Here is a 16019-nt window from a genome sequence, read left to right as displayed (position 1 = left end):
CCGGAAGGAAACAACTATGAACTTTTATTCTTCTCCAACCGACCGTATCAACACCGTCAACGCCTTCGGCCTGGAGCACCCCGCCGGAGTAGCCAAGCTCCTCGCTGTTGCCGAGGCTCTGGAGGAGTCTGTACAGCAGGCCCCGGGCTGGGAGGGTGTGCTTGATCCGAAGAAGGTTGCTCGCGTGGTGCGAGCGCAGGCCGAGCACTCAGCCACCGCTGGCGAGCCGATGCTACGCGCTGCCAACCAGGCCCGCGCCATGATCGCGGATGCGCTGCGCACCAGCGTGGCTGACAACCTGGAGGCGTACCTGGAGCAGATCGAGCCGGGGTTTACGGAGGCGGCGCGCCGCTACGCTGAGGCTGCCCCGCTGCTGCCTAGCGAGTTCACTGCCGAGGACGTGACCAGCTGGGGCCCTGAGACGTTCACCGCGTACACGGAGGCGAAGGCGGCTAACGCCGTGATCGAGCAGGCGCGCCAGTGGCTGCTGGACCTCGGCCGCGTTGTTCCTACTGAGGAATACCGCGTGAACAAGCTGTCAACCCAGCTGCTGGTGTTGCAGCCCGCCACCCTGGAGCAGTACGCGGCGATCCAGACCGCAGGTTCCGGCGCGGTGAACGCTGCCCTGGCAGCGGTGGACCCGGTTCGCCTGCGCGCCGTGCAGGACGGCGTGGCCCTGGCCCTGTCGCTGCCTTCGGAGGCAGCAGAGACTGCCGGGGTGTTTGAACAGCGCTACCAGGCGCTGGGTGAGGACGCGCAGCGCGAGCTGCGGAGGTGTGCAGGAGCGTACTAGCGGGCTTGCTGGAGGTGTGCGCTGCGCTGGGTTGCGCTTGCTCCTGGCAGGGCACCGGCAGCGCAGGCACCGGCCTGGAGGCCCTCCTCGCTGGCAGCAGGACACGACTGTTCCCGGCTTACTCACCGGCTGAGCGCGTGCAACCGCGCCGCCTGGCAAGGCTGTGAGCTGGCACAACACCCCAGGGGGTATGCCCCTACCCCGTACGCGAGACCGAGCGTGATAAAGGCAGCCTTCGGCTGTGCTGACTTTTCGCCCATTTTTTAACGACCAACACGAAAGAAGCTTTACACAATGACAGAAACAACGACTCCGGAGGTATCACCGGCGCAGCTTCGCAGGCTGCGCGAGGCAAGGGGGTACTACCTTGATGCTGTAACGTCCGAGGAGTACACCGCGCTTGCCAACCAGTGGCTGGAAACGAACGAACGGAACCGGCTGCCGCAGGAGCATCACGAGGTGCTGCGCGGCTACCGGCTTAAGCGGTGCAACCCGTGCAAGGCGGTGAAGGAGCTGAGCGAGTTCGGCCTTCGCAAGGGCAAGCCGCGCAGCGAGTGCAAGGTGTGCAAGAGAGCTCGCGACCTGGCGAGGCTTAACCAGGACCGGGACGCAGCTCGCGCTAAGTCTCGCTCCTCCAGCAGGCTGTACCGGCAGCGGCATCCGTGGAAGATTCGTCTAGATCGCGGACTAGCGCGAGCTATCAAGCTTGGGGCTCCGGCCGTGGTTGTGACGGAGGAGCAGCTGCTGGCGCACTGGGAGGCCTCGGGGATCGACCCGGCCCGCTCGCACTACTCTGGTACGCCGCTGACCAGCGAGAACATGAGTTTGGATCATTTCGATCCGCTGAACCGTCCGGGCACGATGGGGCACACCGTGCACAACCTGTTCCCGTGCACGATCGAGGAGAACACACACTACAAACGCGGGTTAAACCCGCTTGCAGGCCTTCGGGCCGTCAAGGAGGCGTGCGCATGACAGTGCTAGTACCAGAGAACCTGGGTCCGGCCGGGCTGCGGCTGTGGGACTCTATGGTTGGGGAATTTGATTTCCAAGGCGAGCCTGGGAAGGTGGCGATTCTGGAGCGCGCTTGCAGGGTCGCTGACCAGATCGAGAAGCTGGAGGAGGCCTCCGCTACCGCGCCACTGACCGCCAAAGGCAGTACCGGGCAGCTGATTATCCACCCCCTGATTCAGGAGATCAGGGCACAAACAACGACGCTCAACACGCTGATTAAGTCGCTGGGATTGCCTGATTCCGATGCGGAGGCGGTGGAGCGTGCGCAGCGCCGCGAGCGCCAGGCACGCCGGGCGGCTAACGCCCGCTGGAGCCGAGGGGGTGGCAAGTGACGGTGCGCAAGCGTGCTGGGTCTGGTACGGGCCCAGAGGCGGTGGCGGAGCTTATCGGTGAGACTGCCCGCAGGCTAATGCCAACGGACTGCACGGCCCTGGCGGACGGCACCGGCCTTGCTGTGCCTGGTGTATCGGAGCGCTACGCCCGCTATTTCGAGGAGTTGCACGCGCAGGTGCAGATCGAGGTTGCGCACGCAAGCCGGAGCTTCGCGCTGGAGGTTGCGGAGCTGGCTGAGGTCTCGCTGGCGGACTGGATCGAGCACTGCCTGCGCAGCAGCACCCCGGGATAATAGGTTCCTCAGTGCGTGGCCGGGAGTGTCTCCGGCGTACACCCTCCTGGAGCTCTTTAACTGGCTGGGCAGGGTGTTTGGTTGCCCGGTGATGGTTCAGCGCCCCAGAACGGATTCTGGGGGCTGTTGTGAGCGTTCGGGGCCGTGTGCTGCCCCACCTCAGGCGGCTACCACGCCCGCGCGGTGATGGGCGCGAGCTTCGCGCCGGTTGCCGTGGGCGGCGGGCCCCACCGGTTCGTACTCAAGGAGACAGACGGCAGTGTGTGTCCAGCCCTCGCGCTGCGGGCGGCTACCGGCCCACGCACGCCAACACCCGGTGATTAGCTGAGACCGAGGCCGGGAGAGTACGAGCGGAGCGGAAGCGTGCGCACGGCACCGCGTGGGCAGCTATCCTGTGCGAAACTGTTGTGCCCGCTAGGAGGTCCGTATGAAACGTTTCCAGGCCGCTGCCGTAGCAGCGTGCGCCGCTACTGCTGTTTTCGCTACCCCGGCGGAAGCAGCGTCCCTGAAGGTGGAGGGCAGCGTTTGCGCCCTGTATCTCGAAACAACCGAAGAGGAGTCCGTTGCTCGCTACTTCACTTCGCACTATCCCAAGTACCTCACCGACGGCAGCGAGCTTGCTGGGGTTTACCTCAGCGTTGCCGAGGCGAAGGACCGCTACCGGGAGATGGCGCAGCTGACGGACGCGGACTTCACGACCGGCGAGTTCGATAGGTTCAACACCCCCGAGGAGATCGCGGCGTTCCACAAGATTCGTGCGCTCACCAAGCAGTGCGTGGAGTCAACCCAGCACCAGGAGCAGAACGGCTCCAGCGCTACCGCTGCTATCGCGATCTCTGTCCTGGCACTGGTTGTCTCGCTGGCAGGTCTCGCTCTGCCGTTCGCGAAGGATTTTCTGCCCGCGTAACCCTGTTTCGGCTTCTCGGCTGGGCACCTCCGCTAGTGTTTGGGCATGGCTGTAAACCCGCTGAACACCAGGCCGGACCGCGATACCATGCTGCGCAGGCTGAGAGATTTTCAAGCCCACTGGCTGGGCGAGCTGGAAGAGTGGAAGTGCGAAGGCCTCAGCGGCGAGGAGCAGCAGAGCGCGCAGCGTTTCTGGATAGATCTGTTCCGCTGCTTCGGTATCCAGAGCGAGCGATTCAACCTGTTCGAGCGCAACGCTACGCGCGCCTCAACCGGGGGCCGTGGTCGGATCGATCTGTTTGTTCCCGGCGTGGTGATCGGCGAGGCCAAGCGCCCGGGCGTTGATCTGGGGGTCGCTTACCAGCAGGTGCTGGACTACCTCAACGGCGGGGACGTGGCGGACACAGAGTGGCCGCGCTACATTCTGCTGACCAACTTCGAGAGTTTCCGGCTGATCAGGCTGGGTGATCCGCAGCTGGCGTTCGATACCGAGTTCCCGCTGGCGGAGGTTGCTAGCCGCGTTGATCAGCTCAAGTTCCTTGCTGGTTACGAGACTGTTTCCAAGGCCGAGGAGGTGGAGGCCTCCATCCGGGCTTCTCGCTTAATGGCCGATCTGTTTACGGCGATGGTTGGCGAGGATGCCGACGAGGGTGTTGGCGCGGACGCGGCGCGCACGCCCGAGGAGGAGGACCTGGCGGTTCAAGAGACTTCGATGTACCTCACCAGGCTGCTGTTCCTACTGTTCGGTGATGATGCTGGGCTGTGGGAGGCTGACCTGTTTACCAGGTTCGTCGAGGAGGCGACCACGCCGGAGAACCTGGGGGCTCAGCTCAACGCGCTGTTCGACGTGCTCAACACCCCGGAGGAGCGCAGGCGAAGGGTGCCCGATTCGATGGCGCGGTTCCCGTACGTCAACGGCGCGATCTTCGCAGAGCCGATGGGGTTGCAGTACTTCGATGCTGGGATGCGCAGCGCACTGCTGCGCGCTTGCCGGTTCGACTGGAGTCATATTTCCCCGGCTATCTTCGGATCGCTGTTCCAGCTGGTGAAGAGCAAGGAGGCCCGCCGCGAGGCTGGCGAGCACTACACGAGCGAGAAGAGCATTCTCAAGACGCTGGGGCCCCTGTTCCTGGATGATCTCAGGGCGGAGGCGGACCGGCTGATCCGCAACAAGACAACCACGCAGAAGGATCTGGCGGCGTTTCGTGATTCGCTGGCGAACAACGTCTACTGCGATCCGGCGTGCGGCTCCGGCAACTTCCTTATCGTTGCGTACCGCGAGCTACGCGAGATCGAGACCGACGTGATCGTTGAACTGCGCGAGCGCCAGAAGAACGACCAGTTCGTTGTGGATGTCGCGTTCGAGCAGAAGCTGTCTATCGGACAGTTTCACGGGATAGAGCTGAACTGGTGGCCCGCCAGGATCGCTGAGACCGCGATGTTCCTGGTGGATCACCAGGCGAACAAGAAGCTCGCTGAGCGTGTGGGGCAAGCGCCTTCGCGTCTGCCTATCCAGATCAGCGCAAGGATTCACCACGCGAACGCGCTGGGGGTGGACTGGAGAGAGCTGCTGCCGGTTCCCAGGGGTAGAACCTTTGTGTTTGGTAACCCGCCGTTCATTGGGCAGTACACCAAAACCAAAGAGCAGACAGAGGACATGCGCCGTGTCTGGGGCAAGGATTACGACGGTTACCTTGATTACGTCACGGCCTGGCACGCGCAGGCGATGCGCCTGTTCGAGGACCGGCCGGGCGATTTCGCGTTCGTAACCACAAACTCGATTACCCAGGGCCAGCCGGTCCCGGCGCTGTTCGGGCCATTGTACCGCCAGGGCTGGCAGATCAAGTTCGCGCACCGGACCTTCGCCTGGGATTCGGAAGCGCCGGGCCAGGCGGCGGTGCACTGTGTGATTGTTGGATTCACCCGCGAGGCTGGGTTAATCCCGAGACTGTGGGATTACCCGCAAGTTAACGGCGAGCCGGTGCCCATGAAGGTTGACACCGGGATTAACGCCTACCTGATCGACGGGCCCCAGGTTCTGGTTGCCAAGCGCTCTAAACCCCTTGCGGATCTTCCAGCCGTTCGGTTCGGTTCCAAGCCGGTAGACGGCGGCAACCTGATTGTGGAAGTAGCGGATTACGAGGAGGTTGCGGCTGATCCGGTGGCGGCGAAGTACCTGCGCCCGTTCCGCATGGGGCGAGAGCTGGTGCGAGGCCTGGACCGCTGGTGTCTGTGGATGGCGGATGCAGATTTCGACCCGGCGGACCTGGAGCGTTCCCCGCTGCTTCGGGAGCGGGTAGAGACGGTACGCACCATGCGCCTCGCAAGCCGCAAGGCAGCAACCAGAGAGTCTGCGGCTACGCCGTACTTATTTCAGGAACTACACCAGCCAGCGGTGGATTACGTGGCGATCCCCCGCGTGGTCTCAGAGACGCGGCTCTACTACACCGCAGCGCACTATTCCGCTGACGTTATCGCCGGTGACAAGGTTTACACGGCTGAGGACCCGGAGGGGTTGCTGTTTGGGCTGATCTCCTCCTCTATGTTCATCACCTGGCAGCGGATGATCGGAGGCCGCCTCAAGTCGGATCTCAATTTTGCTAACACCCTCACTTGGAACACGTTCCCGGTGCCGGAGCTCACCGAGCAGCAGCGGCAGCGGATTATCAAGGCCGGGCAAGGCGTGCTCGCTGCGCGCAAGTTGCACCCGGAGCGTTCCCTGGCGGAGCACTATAACCCGCTGGCGATGGCACCGGAGCTGATCAAGGCGCACAACGCCCTGGACCGCGAGGTTGACACCGCCTTCGGCGCTCCGAAGCGCCTCCAGAACGAGAGGCAGCGCCAGGAGCTGCTGTTCACCAACTACGCACGCCTAACCGGCGGAGAGGAGTAGCAGAGCGGCCTAGCGGGAGCGTTCCTTGGGGGTGGGGCTCAACCGCTAGGCCTAACCGGAGCTGCGCCTCGGGGGGGGTGGGCGACCGCACCGGCTGGCTGAAACTCTAGCGGAAGATTAATAACCAGCGAAGAACCTGGTTAAAACACCAGGTAGTGGGCCAGTGCTTTAAAACATACTTAAGAGGTGTTTGACGATATGCAGGAGCAATGGTCAGAGCGTTTTTTCAATAAGAGGCCTGTTAATGAAAATCGTCCGTGACCTGCAGACCTGCATATCTTCCCCTGCATATTTGTTTCCCTAGAGGTAGTCGAAGAGGGCGATTGAGCCGGCGGCAGGAGCGGCGAATGAGGCTGGCGGCCGAGCAAAACCGCCCACAAACAACCCCCAGAAAAACAAAAAGCCCCGCACAAAGGCGGGGCGGAAAACAAGCGTTTACTTGTTCGGGAACCAGATGGCGATCTCGCGCTCAGCGGACTCCGGGGAGTCAGAGCCGTGCACCACGTTCTCACCAACGGTCAGTGCGAAGTCACCGCGGATGGTCCCCGGGGTGGCCTTCTCAACCGGGTGGGTACCGCCGGCCAGCTGGCGCCATGCTGCGATTGCAGACTCGCCCTCAACAATGCCGGCAACCAGCGGTGCGGAGGTGATGAAGTCAACCAGCTCGCCGAAGAACGGCTTGTCCTTGTGCTCGGCGTAGTGCTTCTCTGCGGTCTCGCGGTCTGCGGTGCGCAGATCCATCTCGACCAGCTTGAGGCCCTTGCGCTCGATGCGGGCAATGATTTCGCCGACGTGGCCGTTTGCCACGCCGTCCGGCTTGATCAGAATCAGAGTACGTTCAGTCATAACGCTAAATCCTACCTACACCTGGCTAACTATGCGCGCTGCCTCCTCGGGTGTGGTGTTGCGGAACCAGAGCTGCACCTGCGAGATGGCCATTGGCGTGTTGCCTTCGGCCTTCATGCGGGCGATGGTGGCGCGCTGTTCAGGGTCCAAAACTTTGGGTTTTGCCTGCATGTTGCGGGCTTTGTCCGCAAACCCCCACGCAAGGAGCACAAAGGCGACTCCCAAAGCGGCAAGTGCTGCCCATCGCGGCCAGCCGAGCGGCCCACTGAACACGGCAAGCAGGGCCAGGACGCCGGCGAGGATAAATGCAAGGTTGCGCATGAGCCCCGTTTATACCGCAGGTAGCCTGTGCGCATGCAGTACCGTAGCCCGCTGCCGGATATCACCTTGCCCAACACGGACGTGTTCACCTTCGTGCTGGGAGACCTCCGCAATGACGCGGACCTGCCCGCAATCACCGAGGTAGACACCGGCCGCACCGTTACTTACGGCGAGCTCGCCGCCCGCGTTGAGGCACTCGCCGCCACCATCGCGCCCGGGGAAGTCATCGCACTGCGCCAGCCGAACTCTATCGACTTCGCCGTCGGCCTGCTGGCCATCCTGCGCGCCGGCTCCACCGTCACGCTGATCGGGGCCTTATTGCTTGACGACGAAGCGTCAACCCTCAAACGCCTCTCCCACACCACCCGCGAACTCACACTGAATGAAATCCAACACGGGATCCAGTCACCCACCGCCGGCGAATACACCCCGCCGCTGATTGACCCGCAGTCCATTGCCGCCGTGCCGTTTTCCTCCGGTACTACGGGACTTCCCAAGGCGGTGGAGCTGACCCACGCCGCAATCACGGCGAACGCCGCGCAGTTCGGAACTGCCCTTCGCGCAAGCGGCATCGAAGCGCAGACGCGAACCTTTGCGCCGCTGCCGTTTACGCATATTTATGGGTTGAATACGTTGCTGTTGGCGTCGTTACGCGCAAGGCACCATATCCACACCACCAGGCGCTTCTCCTTCGAGGAGATGGTGAGCACCCACGCGAAACACGGCATTGAGCTGACGTTTATCGCGCCGCCGATCGCCCGCCTTCTGGCCAAGCAGGAATTCGACGCAGCCGCGTTTGCTGCCAGCCGCTTCATGGTGTGCGGTGCCGCCTCACTCGATGAGGAACTCGCCCGAAGCGTGGAGCGCAAACTGGACACCACGATCCTGCAGGGCTACGGCACCACGGAATCGGCACCGGTCACACACGTGGGCATCGCCGGGAAATCAACGCCTGGCTCCATCGGCTTTGCGGTACCCAACACACAGTTTCGGATCGTGGACCTAGACACTGGTGAAGACGCCAAAACCGGCGAACTCCTCATCCGCGGCCCGCAACTCATGCGCGGCTACCGCGACCAACCCCCACTTGGGCCGGGCGACTGGCTGCACACCGGTGACCTGGCGCGGCTGCGTGACAACGGCACCGTGGACATCATCGACCGCGTCAAAGACATCTTCAAATACCACGGCTACCAAATCTCCCCCGCTGAACTTGAAGCCGTCCTGCTCACCCACCCGCAGGTGGCGGACGCCGCGGTGGCAGGCAGGAAAACCGAAGACGGTGAGGAGGTGCCGTGGGGGTTTGTGGTGTGGCATGGGGCGTCGCAAAGCAAGGATGCCCTCATCGCCTGGATGGCCGAGCGCGTCGCACCATATAAAAAACTGCGCGGCATCACCGTGATCGATGAAATACCGCGCAACGCCGCAGGCAAAATCCTGCGACGCAACCTACCCCTCTGAGGCGCCCAAGTGCTGCGTGACCAGGTAGCCGCCACGCATGCGACGCTCCATCTCTGAGCGCAGCTTCACAATGTAAAACCACACGATGCCAAAGATGATGCCCACGGCCGTGACCGACCAGTGCACGAAGAAACCGAAGATCAGCGGGATCTGCAGCGCCAGGTTGATCCACAGGGCCCCCGGCGCGCGCTGCGCAAACGCCATGATCAGATGCGCGGCACCCAACACCGTGATGTAGACCCAGTTAAACGTGGTCCACAGCGCGCCGCCGTCCACTTTCAACACCACCAGCAGGATGAGAAAGACCGTGATGGCCTCCATGACTAGCGTGCCGGACATCACCGGGCGCAGGCCCGCCATCGGGTCTTTTACCGGCGCGTGGCCGGGGCCGAGGGGGCCGACGGGGATTTCGCGTGAATGCTTCGAGCTCACTTAGGGTCCTTTCCAAACAATGCGCGAGCCTCACCAGCGGTGACAACAGAGCCGGTGATGATCACACCGTTGCCCGCCTGCACGCCAGCTTCGTCGAGTTCTTCCTCCGCCAACTCCACGGCTAGGTCGTAGGCGCCGGCGAGGTTCGGCTCGACGTGGACGCGCTCATCGCCAAAGATTTCGCGGGCGGTTTCAGCCAGGTCGTAGGCGTCGGCCGCGCGTGGCGACGTATTCTGCGTCACCACCACCTCCGTCAACACCGGCTCAAGCGCCTCCATAATGCCGCGGGCATCCTTGTCACCCAAAATGCCCAGCACGCCGATCAGGCGGGTGAAGTTGAAGTCACGGCTCAGCGCTGCGGCTAGGGCGCGGGCGCCGTGCGGGTTATGCGTGGCGTCTACAAACGTGGTCGGAGCGGTGTGGACGCGCTCAAGGCGACCCGGCGACGCAGCGTTAGCAAAGCCGGTGCGCACCGTATCCGGGTTTAAAGGGCGCTCAGCCGAGGCACCGAAAAACGCCTCCACCGCGGCCAATGCTACGGCAGCGTTTTTCGCCTGGTGCTCACCAGCCAGCGGCACGAACACGTTGTCTATCTCGCCAGACAACCCGCGCAGCGTGAGCATCTGGCCGCCGAGCGCCACGTCTGCCGACACCACATCAAACTCACTACCCAAACGCGCAACCGTCGCGCCAACCTCCACGGAACGCTGCAGGATCACATTCATTGCATCCGGCTCCTGGTTGGCAATGATCGCCACTGCGTCCGCGGAGCGGATAATGCCGGCCTTCTCACCGGCGATCTCCGCGACCGTGTCCCCCAGATAATCCGTGTGGTCAAGGCCCACGGGCATGATCACGTCCACGTCGGCGTCGACGACATTGGTGGCGTCCCAACGCCCGCCCATGCCAACCTCCACCACGGCAACGTCCACCGGGGCATCGGCGAACGCGGCAAACGCAATGGCCACGGTGACCTCGAAGTAGCTCATCGGGATACCCGAGCGCTCATCCACCATCTGGATGTACGGCTCGATCTCGCGGTAAATCCGCACGAAATCGGCCGGGTGGATCGGCGCTCCATCAATACCTACGCGCTCCGTGATCAGCTGCAGATGCGGGCTGGTGGTGCGCCCAACGCGATTGCCAAACGCCGCTAGCAGCGACTCAATCATTCTGACTGTGGACGTCTTACCGTTCGTCCCCGCCACGTGAATGACCTTGCAGGACTTCTGCGGCTGGCCCAGCAGATCCATCAGCAGCTCAATGCGCTCCAGCGAAGGATCAATGTCCGTCTCCGGCCAGCGCGCGTTCAGCTCCTCTTCCACCTGCGCAAGCGCGGCGAGGTCCTCGTCCGTGACCGGGCGCTCGATGGGCGCGTCCTCGGCGGTCTCGGCGTCGGTGTCGTTCGCATCACCGCTACCAAGCGTGGCCCCAGCCCACTGGCCCAGGTCGATCGAGCGGCCGTGCTCGTCCTCCGACACCTCGAAGCTGCCGAACCCGTTAGGCGTCCCCTTAGCCATTGAGCCCCTCAAGACGAGCGCTCACGCGCGCGAACTCCTCCTGCGCCACACGCTGGCGCTGGCGGATCTTCTCCACCACCGGCTCCGGCGCGTTAGCCAAAAACTGCTCATTGCCCAGCTTCGCCGCCGTGGTGTCCAGCTCCTTCTGCGCCGCCGCAAGTTCCTTCTCCAGGCGCTTGCGCTCAGCGGCCACATCCACCGTGCCCGAGGTATCCAGGGCCACATCCAGGGTGGTCTGGCTCAGGCGCATTTCGATGCTTGCCGACGCCACGAAACCATCACCCGGCTCCTCCACCCTGGCAATCTGGCGCACCATGTCTTCCTGCGCCACCAAGTCAGCCGCGGCAAAGTCCAGCTTCGCCGGCACCTTCTGGCTGGGCTTGACCCCCTGATCGGCGCGGAAGCGGCGCAGCTCCGTGATCAGCTTGATGGAGTCTTCAATACGACGGCGCGCGTTGAGATCAGTCTCAGCGCCACCGTTGGTGTCCTGCGCGCTCGGCCACGGCGCAAGCGTGACCGTCTCGCCGCCGGTGAGTTCCTTCCACAGCACCTCAGTGATAAACGGCATGGTCGGGTGCAGCAGGCGCAGCACCACGTCCAGGACGCGACCGAGCACAACCTGGGTGTTTTCACCCTGGGCGGTCGTACCCTCCCGCGGAATCTGCGTCTTGGCAATCTCTAGGTACCAGTCACAGAGTTCATCCCACGCGAAGTGATAGAGCTCCTCATTGGCCTTAGCAAACTGGTAATCATCCAGGTAGGCGTCCACCTTGGCGCGGACCTCTTCGCAGCGGTCCAAGATCCAACGGTCAGCGTCCGTCAGCTCCTCACGCGCCGGCAGTTCATCCACCTGGGCGCCGTTCATCAGCGCGAACTTCGCGGCGTTGAACAGCTTGGTGGTGAAGTTGCGAGCAGAGGTGGCGTTGTCCTCACCAATCGGCAAATCCACACCCGGGTTCGCACCACGAGCCAGCGCGAAACGCAGCGCATCCGCACCGTATTGCTCCACCCAGTCCATCGGGTTGATGCCGTTGCCCAGAGACTTCGACATCTTGCGGCCCTTCTCATCGCGCACCAGACCATGCAGGTACAGGTGCTCGAACGGGATCTGCGGGCGGCCATCCTTGCCTTGGCCCAGCACATCCGGGGTTTGTGTTGCGGCAAAGGTGCCAAACATCATCATGCGCGCAACCCAGAAGAACAAAATGTCGTACGCCGTAACCAGCACGGTGGTTGGGTAGAACTTCTCCAACTCTGGGGTCTTATCCGGCCAACCCATCGTGGAAAACGGCCACAGTGCAGAAGAAAACCACGTGTCCAACACGTCCGGGTCCTGCTCGTAGCCTGCCGGCGGCTCCTCATCCGGGCCAACACACACCACGTCACGGTTGCCCTCAGCATCCTCCGGGCCGTACCAAATCGGGATGCGGTGGCCCCACCACAACTGGCGCGAAATGGTCCAGTCGTGCATGTTGTCCACCCAGTCGAAGTAACGCTTCTCCATCGACGTCGGGTGGATCTCAGTATCGCCCTCACGCACCGCCTCAGCAGACATGCGTGCCAGCTCAGACACCTTGACAAACCACTGCAAGCTCAGGCGCGGCTCAATCGGCTCACCGGAGCGCTCCGAGTGACCAACAGAGTGCACGTACGGGCGCACTTCCTTCACAATGCGCCCCTGCTCCGCCAACGCCTCACGCACAGCCACGCGGGCCTCTTCGCGGCTCATGCCATCAAACTTGGTGCCAGTGTTGGCAATGCGGCCCTTCTCATCCATGATGATCGGCATGTCCAGATCGTGGCGCAGACCCATCTCATAGTCATTCGGGTCATGCGCAGGCGTAATCTTCACCGCGCCGGTACCCAGCTCACGGTCCACGTAATCATCAGCGATCACCTTCAGCTTCAGGTCATCGCGGAACGGGTGGTCAAACTCCTGGCCAACCAGGTGCGCGTAGCGCTCATCCTCCGGGTGAACCGCAATAGCAACGTCACCCAGCATCGTCTCCACACGAGTGGTTGCAACCACCAGGTGCGGCTCATCATCATTGAGCGAGCCGTAGCGGATAGAGACAAACTCACCCTCAACGTCCTTGTACACCACCTCAATGTCAGACACCGCAGTCTCTAACACCGGGGACCAGTTCACCAGGCGATAATCCTGGTAAATCATGCCAGCGTCATACAGCTGCTTGAAGATGGTTTGGACGGCGCGCGACAATCCGCTATCAAGCGTGAAGCGCTCACGCGACCAATCAACCGAGTCGCCGATCGCCCGCATCTGCGTGGTAATCGTGCCGCCGAACTCGTGCTTCCACTCCCAAACACGGTCAACAAACTCGTCACGACCATAGTCGTAACGGTCCTTGCCCTCCTCAGCCTTCAGCTTCGCCTCAACCTTGGTCTGGGTGGCAATACCGGCGTGGTCCATGCCCGGCAACCACAACACCTCATAGCCCTGCATGCGCTTACGGCGCACCAGGGAATCCATCAAGGTGTGGTCAAGCGCATGCCCCATGTGCAGCTGACCAGTCACATTCGGCGGCGGCAGCACAATGGAATACGCCGGTTTCTCCGAAGCCGGGTCGGCGGTGAAATACCCCGCCTCAACCCAGCCTTCGTAGAGTCGCTCTTCTTGTTCCTTCGGGTCCCAAGACTTCGGAAGGTTCGTCGCAGGGAGGTTCGTCGCTTCAGTCACAACGAACCATCTTAGTCCCTTAGAAAAGCTGCGCCGCTACCTCCGCTTCAGAGCGCAGCGCCTCCACGTTCGCATCAATGCGCGGACGCTGGAAATCGTTGATCTCAAGGCCCTCAACTACCTGCCACTGGCCATTGACACCAACCACCGGGAAGCCGAAGACCAGGCCCTCATCCACGCCGTACTGGCCAGTGGACGGCAGCGCCACCGTGGTCCACCGACCATCCGTGCCCTGCACCCAGTCACGCATGTGATCCACAGCAGCAGACGCAGCCGACGCTGCCGAAGACTTACCGCGCACCTCAATGATCTCCGCGCCGCGCTTAGCCACACGCGGGATGAACTCATCGGTGTACCACGCCTGGTCAATCTTCGGCATCACGTCAGCGCCTTCAAGCTGCGCGTAGGTCAGGTCTGGGAACTGCGTATCAGCGTGGTTGCCCCACACCACAACGCGCTCAAACGCATCCGTTGGCGCTTCAAGCTTCTGGCCCAACACGGACAGCGCACGGTTGTGGTCCAGACGCATCAAAGCGTTGAAACGATCAGCCGGGACATCACCGGCAGCCTTCGCAGCAATGTACGCATTCGTGTTCGCCGGGTTGCCAACAACCAGCACACGGATGTCATCCGCCGCACCAGCGTTGATCGCCTTGCCCTGCTCGATGAAGATCTTGCCGTTGGCGGCCAACATGTCCGCGCGAGACTCGCCCTTGCCACGCGGCTTCGCGCCAACCAAGAAGGCGGCGTTCGCGCCCTCAAAACCTGCACGCTGATCCGTGGTCACCGTAATCCCACGCACCAGCGGCATCGCGGAGTCAGACAACTCCATCGCAGTGCCCTCAGCAGCCTTCGCCGCCGGCTCAATCTCCAGCAACGTCAGGTCCACCGGCTGATCCGGTCCGAACACGTCGCCCGAAGCCACGCGCCACAACAGGGAGTATGCGATGTTGCCCGCAGCGCCAGTGATAGTGACCTTTACCGGCTGTTTCGTCTGTGCCAAATCAGATGCCATTTCTCTCGAAGCCTTTCCATGCAGAAGCTGGTCAGATACACCCTCGAGTATAGGCGCGGCCGGCACAACACCCCGTTTGAGCGTTAGGCGCTTTGCTCCTCGTTCTCAGCCACGTAGCGCGGCTCTTCCTCACCGCGCACCACTGCACCGTTGATCACAACCTCTGCAATGTCCTCGCGGTCAGGCAGGTCATACATCACCGGCACCAGCAGCTCTTCCATAATCGCGCGCAGGCCACGGGCGCCTGTCTTGCGCTCGGCGGCCCTGTCGGCGATCTCGCCCAGCGCGTCCTCAGTAATGGTCAGCTCCGCGCCATCCATGGCAAACAGGCGCTGGTACTGCTTCACCAGGGAGTTCTTCGGCTCCGTGAGCACGCGAACCATGGACTCGCGGTCCAGGTCCTCCACGTGCGCCAGGATCGGCAGACGGCCAATGAACTCCGGGATCAGACCGAACTTCACCAGGTCCCCCGGCTGCACCTTGGACATCAGGTCCGACTCATCGCGCTGCGCCTTGGAATCAATCTCCGCACCGAAGCCGATGCCCTTCTTCCCCACACGCTCCGCAATCACCTTATCCAGGCCCGCAAACGCACCGGCCACAATGAACAGGATGTTGGTGGTGTCCAGCTGAATGAACTCCTGGTTCGGGTGCTTGCGCCCGCCCTGCGGCGGCACAGAGGCCACGGTGCCCTCCAGGATCTTCAGCAGCGCCTGCTGCACGCCTTCGCCGGAGACATCACGGGTGATGGAGGGGTTTTCGCTCTTGCGCGAAATCTTGTCCACCTCATCAACGTAAATGATGCCGGTCTGCGCACGGTTGACATCAAAATCCGCCGCCTGCAGCAGCTTAAGCAGGATGTTCTCCACGTCCTCGCCCACGTAGCCGGCTTCGGTCAGACTCGTCGCGTCCGCAATAGCAAACGGCACATTCAGCATGCGGGCCAGCGTCTGCGCAAGGTAGGTCTTGCCGGAGCCCGTCGGTCCAAGCAGCAGGATGTTGGATTTCGCAATCTCCACTTCCTCATCACGACGGCGCGCGCCAAGCACTTTCTGCTCCGCCTTAATGCGCTTGTAGTGGTTGTACACCGCAACCGCCAGCGTGCGCTTTGCCACATCCTGGCCAATCACATACTGGTCAAGGAATGCGGTGATCTCCGAGGGACGAGGGAGCTTCTCTTCGCTTGCCGACGCCTGCGTGCCCGCCCCCGACAGCTCCTCCTCAATAATCTCGTTACATAGCTCAATGCACTCGTCACAAATGTAAACGCCGCCCCCGGCGATCAACTTGCGAACCTGCTTCTGCGTCTTCCCGCAGAACGAGCATTTCAGCAGGTCTGAGCTGTCGTGCGTTACTGCCATGTACTTTCAAAAACTCCCGCGTGGTGTGTGAGCGTGGTGTATGAGTCCGTCTCGGACAGGTGATCTCTTGATCATACTTGCTCAGTCAAACTCCGACGATTCTAACGCGGGAGGCCCTCACGGCCCGACTCCCT

The 16019-nt window shown here is 62.5% G+C and carries 14 protein-coding genes; 7 read left to right on the top strand and 7 right to left on the bottom strand.

The features are described from left to right. The first annotated feature begins 16 nt into the window (after positions 1-16). The 6 genes from HMPREF3104_RS03590 (at position 17) to HMPREF3104_RS03565 (ending at position 6231) form a co-directional block, all read left to right on the top strand. A complete protein-coding gene (locus HMPREF3104_RS03590; RefSeq protein ID WP_070494346.1) occupies positions 17-793 on the top strand; it encodes a hypothetical protein in 777 nt (258 codons plus the stop codon). 294 nt (positions 794-1087) lie between these two features. Next, positions 1088-1768 carry a hypothetical protein gene (locus HMPREF3104_RS03585; protein WP_070494345.1) on the top strand — a complete coding sequence of 227 codons (681 nt, stop codon included), beginning with the start codon at positions 1088-1090 and terminating at the stop codon, positions 1766-1768. After that, entirely contained in the window at positions 1765-2139 is a 375-nt protein-coding gene (locus HMPREF3104_RS03580; RefSeq protein WP_070494343.1) for a P27 family phage terminase small subunit, read from the top strand. Before HMPREF3104_RS03585 ends, HMPREF3104_RS03580 begins: the two co-directional genes overlap by 4 nt. Continuing rightward, positions 2136-2432: a hypothetical protein gene (locus HMPREF3104_RS03575; RefSeq protein ID WP_070494341.1), complete on the top strand. Its 297-nt coding sequence runs from the start codon at positions 2136-2138 to the stop codon at positions 2430-2432. The genes HMPREF3104_RS03580 and HMPREF3104_RS03575 overlap by 4 nt, the downstream gene beginning before the upstream one ends. 427 nt (positions 2433-2859) lie before the next feature. Next, on the top strand, positions 2860-3339 hold the full coding sequence (locus HMPREF3104_RS03570; RefSeq protein WP_070494339.1) for a hypothetical protein: 480 nt from the start codon (positions 2860-2862) through the stop codon (positions 3337-3339). Positions 3340-3384: 45 nt separating this feature from the next. Then, the gene (locus HMPREF3104_RS03565) at positions 3385-6231 is read left to right on the top strand and encodes a DNA methyltransferase (RefSeq protein WP_070494337.1); all 2847 of its coding nucleotides are present in this window, start codon (positions 3385-3387) and stop codon (positions 6229-6231) included. A gap of 435 nt (positions 6232-6666) precedes the next feature. On the opposite strand, the gene ndk is transcribed toward HMPREF3104_RS03565, so the two are convergent. Both ndk and HMPREF3104_RS03555 read right to left on the bottom strand, forming a co-directional pair. Beyond that, positions 6667-7077: a nucleoside-diphosphate kinase gene (ndk, locus tag HMPREF3104_RS03560; RefSeq protein WP_052203289.1), complete on the bottom strand. Its 411-nt coding sequence runs from the start codon at positions 7075-7077 to the stop codon at positions 6667-6669. A 15-nt stretch (positions 7078-7092) separates the two neighbouring features. After that, positions 7093-7398: a hypothetical protein gene (locus HMPREF3104_RS03555; RefSeq protein WP_070494335.1), complete on the bottom strand. Its 306-nt coding sequence runs from the start codon at positions 7396-7398 to the stop codon at positions 7093-7095. A gap of 33 nt (positions 7399-7431) precedes the next feature. Here HMPREF3104_RS03555 and HMPREF3104_RS03550 point away from each other — a divergent pair, with 33 nt between their 5' ends. Further along, positions 7432-8859 carry an AMP-binding protein gene (locus tag HMPREF3104_RS03550; RefSeq protein WP_070494333.1) on the top strand — a complete coding sequence of 476 codons (1428 nt, stop codon included), beginning with the start codon at positions 7432-7434 and terminating at the stop codon, positions 8857-8859. On the opposite strand, the gene HMPREF3104_RS03545 is transcribed toward HMPREF3104_RS03550, so the two are convergent. From HMPREF3104_RS03545 to clpX, 5 genes are all read right to left on the bottom strand, one after another. Then, positions 8848-9291, bottom strand: a complete 444-nt coding sequence (locus tag HMPREF3104_RS03545) for a DUF4233 domain-containing protein (protein ID WP_070494331.1) — start codon at positions 9289-9291, stop codon at positions 8848-8850. The two genes, HMPREF3104_RS03550 and HMPREF3104_RS03545, sit on opposite strands and share 12 nt — an antisense overlap. After that, complete coding sequence (locus HMPREF3104_RS03540) at positions 9288-10811, bottom strand: bifunctional tetrahydrofolate synthase/dihydrofolate synthase (protein ID WP_070494329.1); 1524 nt, start codon at positions 10809-10811, stop codon at positions 9288-9290. The genes HMPREF3104_RS03545 and HMPREF3104_RS03540 overlap by 4 nt, the downstream gene beginning before the upstream one ends. After that, positions 10804-13509, bottom strand: coding sequence for a valine--tRNA ligase (locus HMPREF3104_RS03535; protein ID WP_070494327.1), 2706 nt, complete (start codon positions 13507-13509; stop codon positions 10804-10806). Before HMPREF3104_RS03535 ends, HMPREF3104_RS03540 begins: the two co-directional genes overlap by 8 nt. A 19-nt stretch (positions 13510-13528) precedes the next feature. Continuing rightward, the gene (locus HMPREF3104_RS03530; protein WP_070494326.1) at positions 13529-14524 is read right to left on the bottom strand and encodes a malate dehydrogenase; all 996 of its coding nucleotides are present in this window, start codon (positions 14522-14524) and stop codon (positions 13529-13531) included. Positions 14525-14607: 83 nt separating this feature from the next. Further along, positions 14608-15885, bottom strand: a complete 1278-nt coding sequence (gene clpX / locus HMPREF3104_RS03525; protein WP_052203278.1) for an ATP-dependent Clp protease ATP-binding subunit ClpX — start codon at positions 15883-15885, stop codon at positions 14608-14610. Positions 15886-16019: the final 134 nt, after the last annotated feature.

Source organism: Corynebacterium sp. HMSC30G07, assembly GCF_001806945.1.
GTDB classification, from domain to species: Bacteria; Actinomycetota; Actinomycetes; order Mycobacteriales; family Mycobacteriaceae; genus Corynebacterium; species Corynebacterium riegelii.
This window is presented reverse-complemented; position numbering and strand designations above follow the sequence as displayed.

Bases quoted from the DNA above. Each gene is read 5' to 3' on its own strand.
- HMPREF3104_RS03550 (WP_070494333.1), top strand. From the start codon at position 7,432: ATGCAGTACCGTAGCCCGCTGCCGGATATCACCTTGCCCAACACGGAC.
- HMPREF3104_RS03565 (WP_070494337.1), top strand. From the start codon at position 3,385: ATGGCTGTAAACCCGCTGAACACCAGGCCGGACCGCGATACCATGCTG.
- HMPREF3104_RS03530 (WP_070494326.1), bottom strand. From the start codon at position 14,524: ATGGCATCTGATTTGGCACAGACGAAACAGCCGGTAAAGGTCACTATC.
- HMPREF3104_RS03585 (WP_070494345.1), top strand. From the start codon at position 1,088: ATGACAGAAACAACGACTCCGGAGGTATCACCGGCGCAGCTTCGCAGG.
- clpX (WP_052203278.1), bottom strand. From the start codon at position 15,885: ATGGCAGTAACGCACGACAGCTCAGACCTGCTGAAATGCTCGTTCTGC.
- HMPREF3104_RS03580 (WP_070494343.1), top strand. From the start codon at position 1,765: ATGACAGTGCTAGTACCAGAGAACCTGGGTCCGGCCGGGCTGCGGCTG.
- HMPREF3104_RS03590 (WP_070494346.1), top strand. From the start codon at position 17: ATGAACTTTTATTCTTCTCCAACCGACCGTATCAACACCGTCAACGCC.
- HMPREF3104_RS03540 (WP_070494329.1), bottom strand. From the start codon at position 10,811: ATGGCTAAGGGGACGCCTAACGGGTTCGGCAGCTTCGAGGTGTCGGAG.
- HMPREF3104_RS03570 (WP_070494339.1), top strand. From the start codon at position 2,860: ATGAAACGTTTCCAGGCCGCTGCCGTAGCAGCGTGCGCCGCTACTGCT.
- ndk (WP_052203289.1), bottom strand. From the start codon at position 7,077: ATGACTGAACGTACTCTGATTCTGATCAAGCCGGACGGCGTGGCAAAC.
- HMPREF3104_RS03555 (WP_070494335.1), bottom strand. From the start codon at position 7,398: ATGCGCAACCTTGCATTTATCCTCGCCGGCGTCCTGGCCCTGCTTGCC.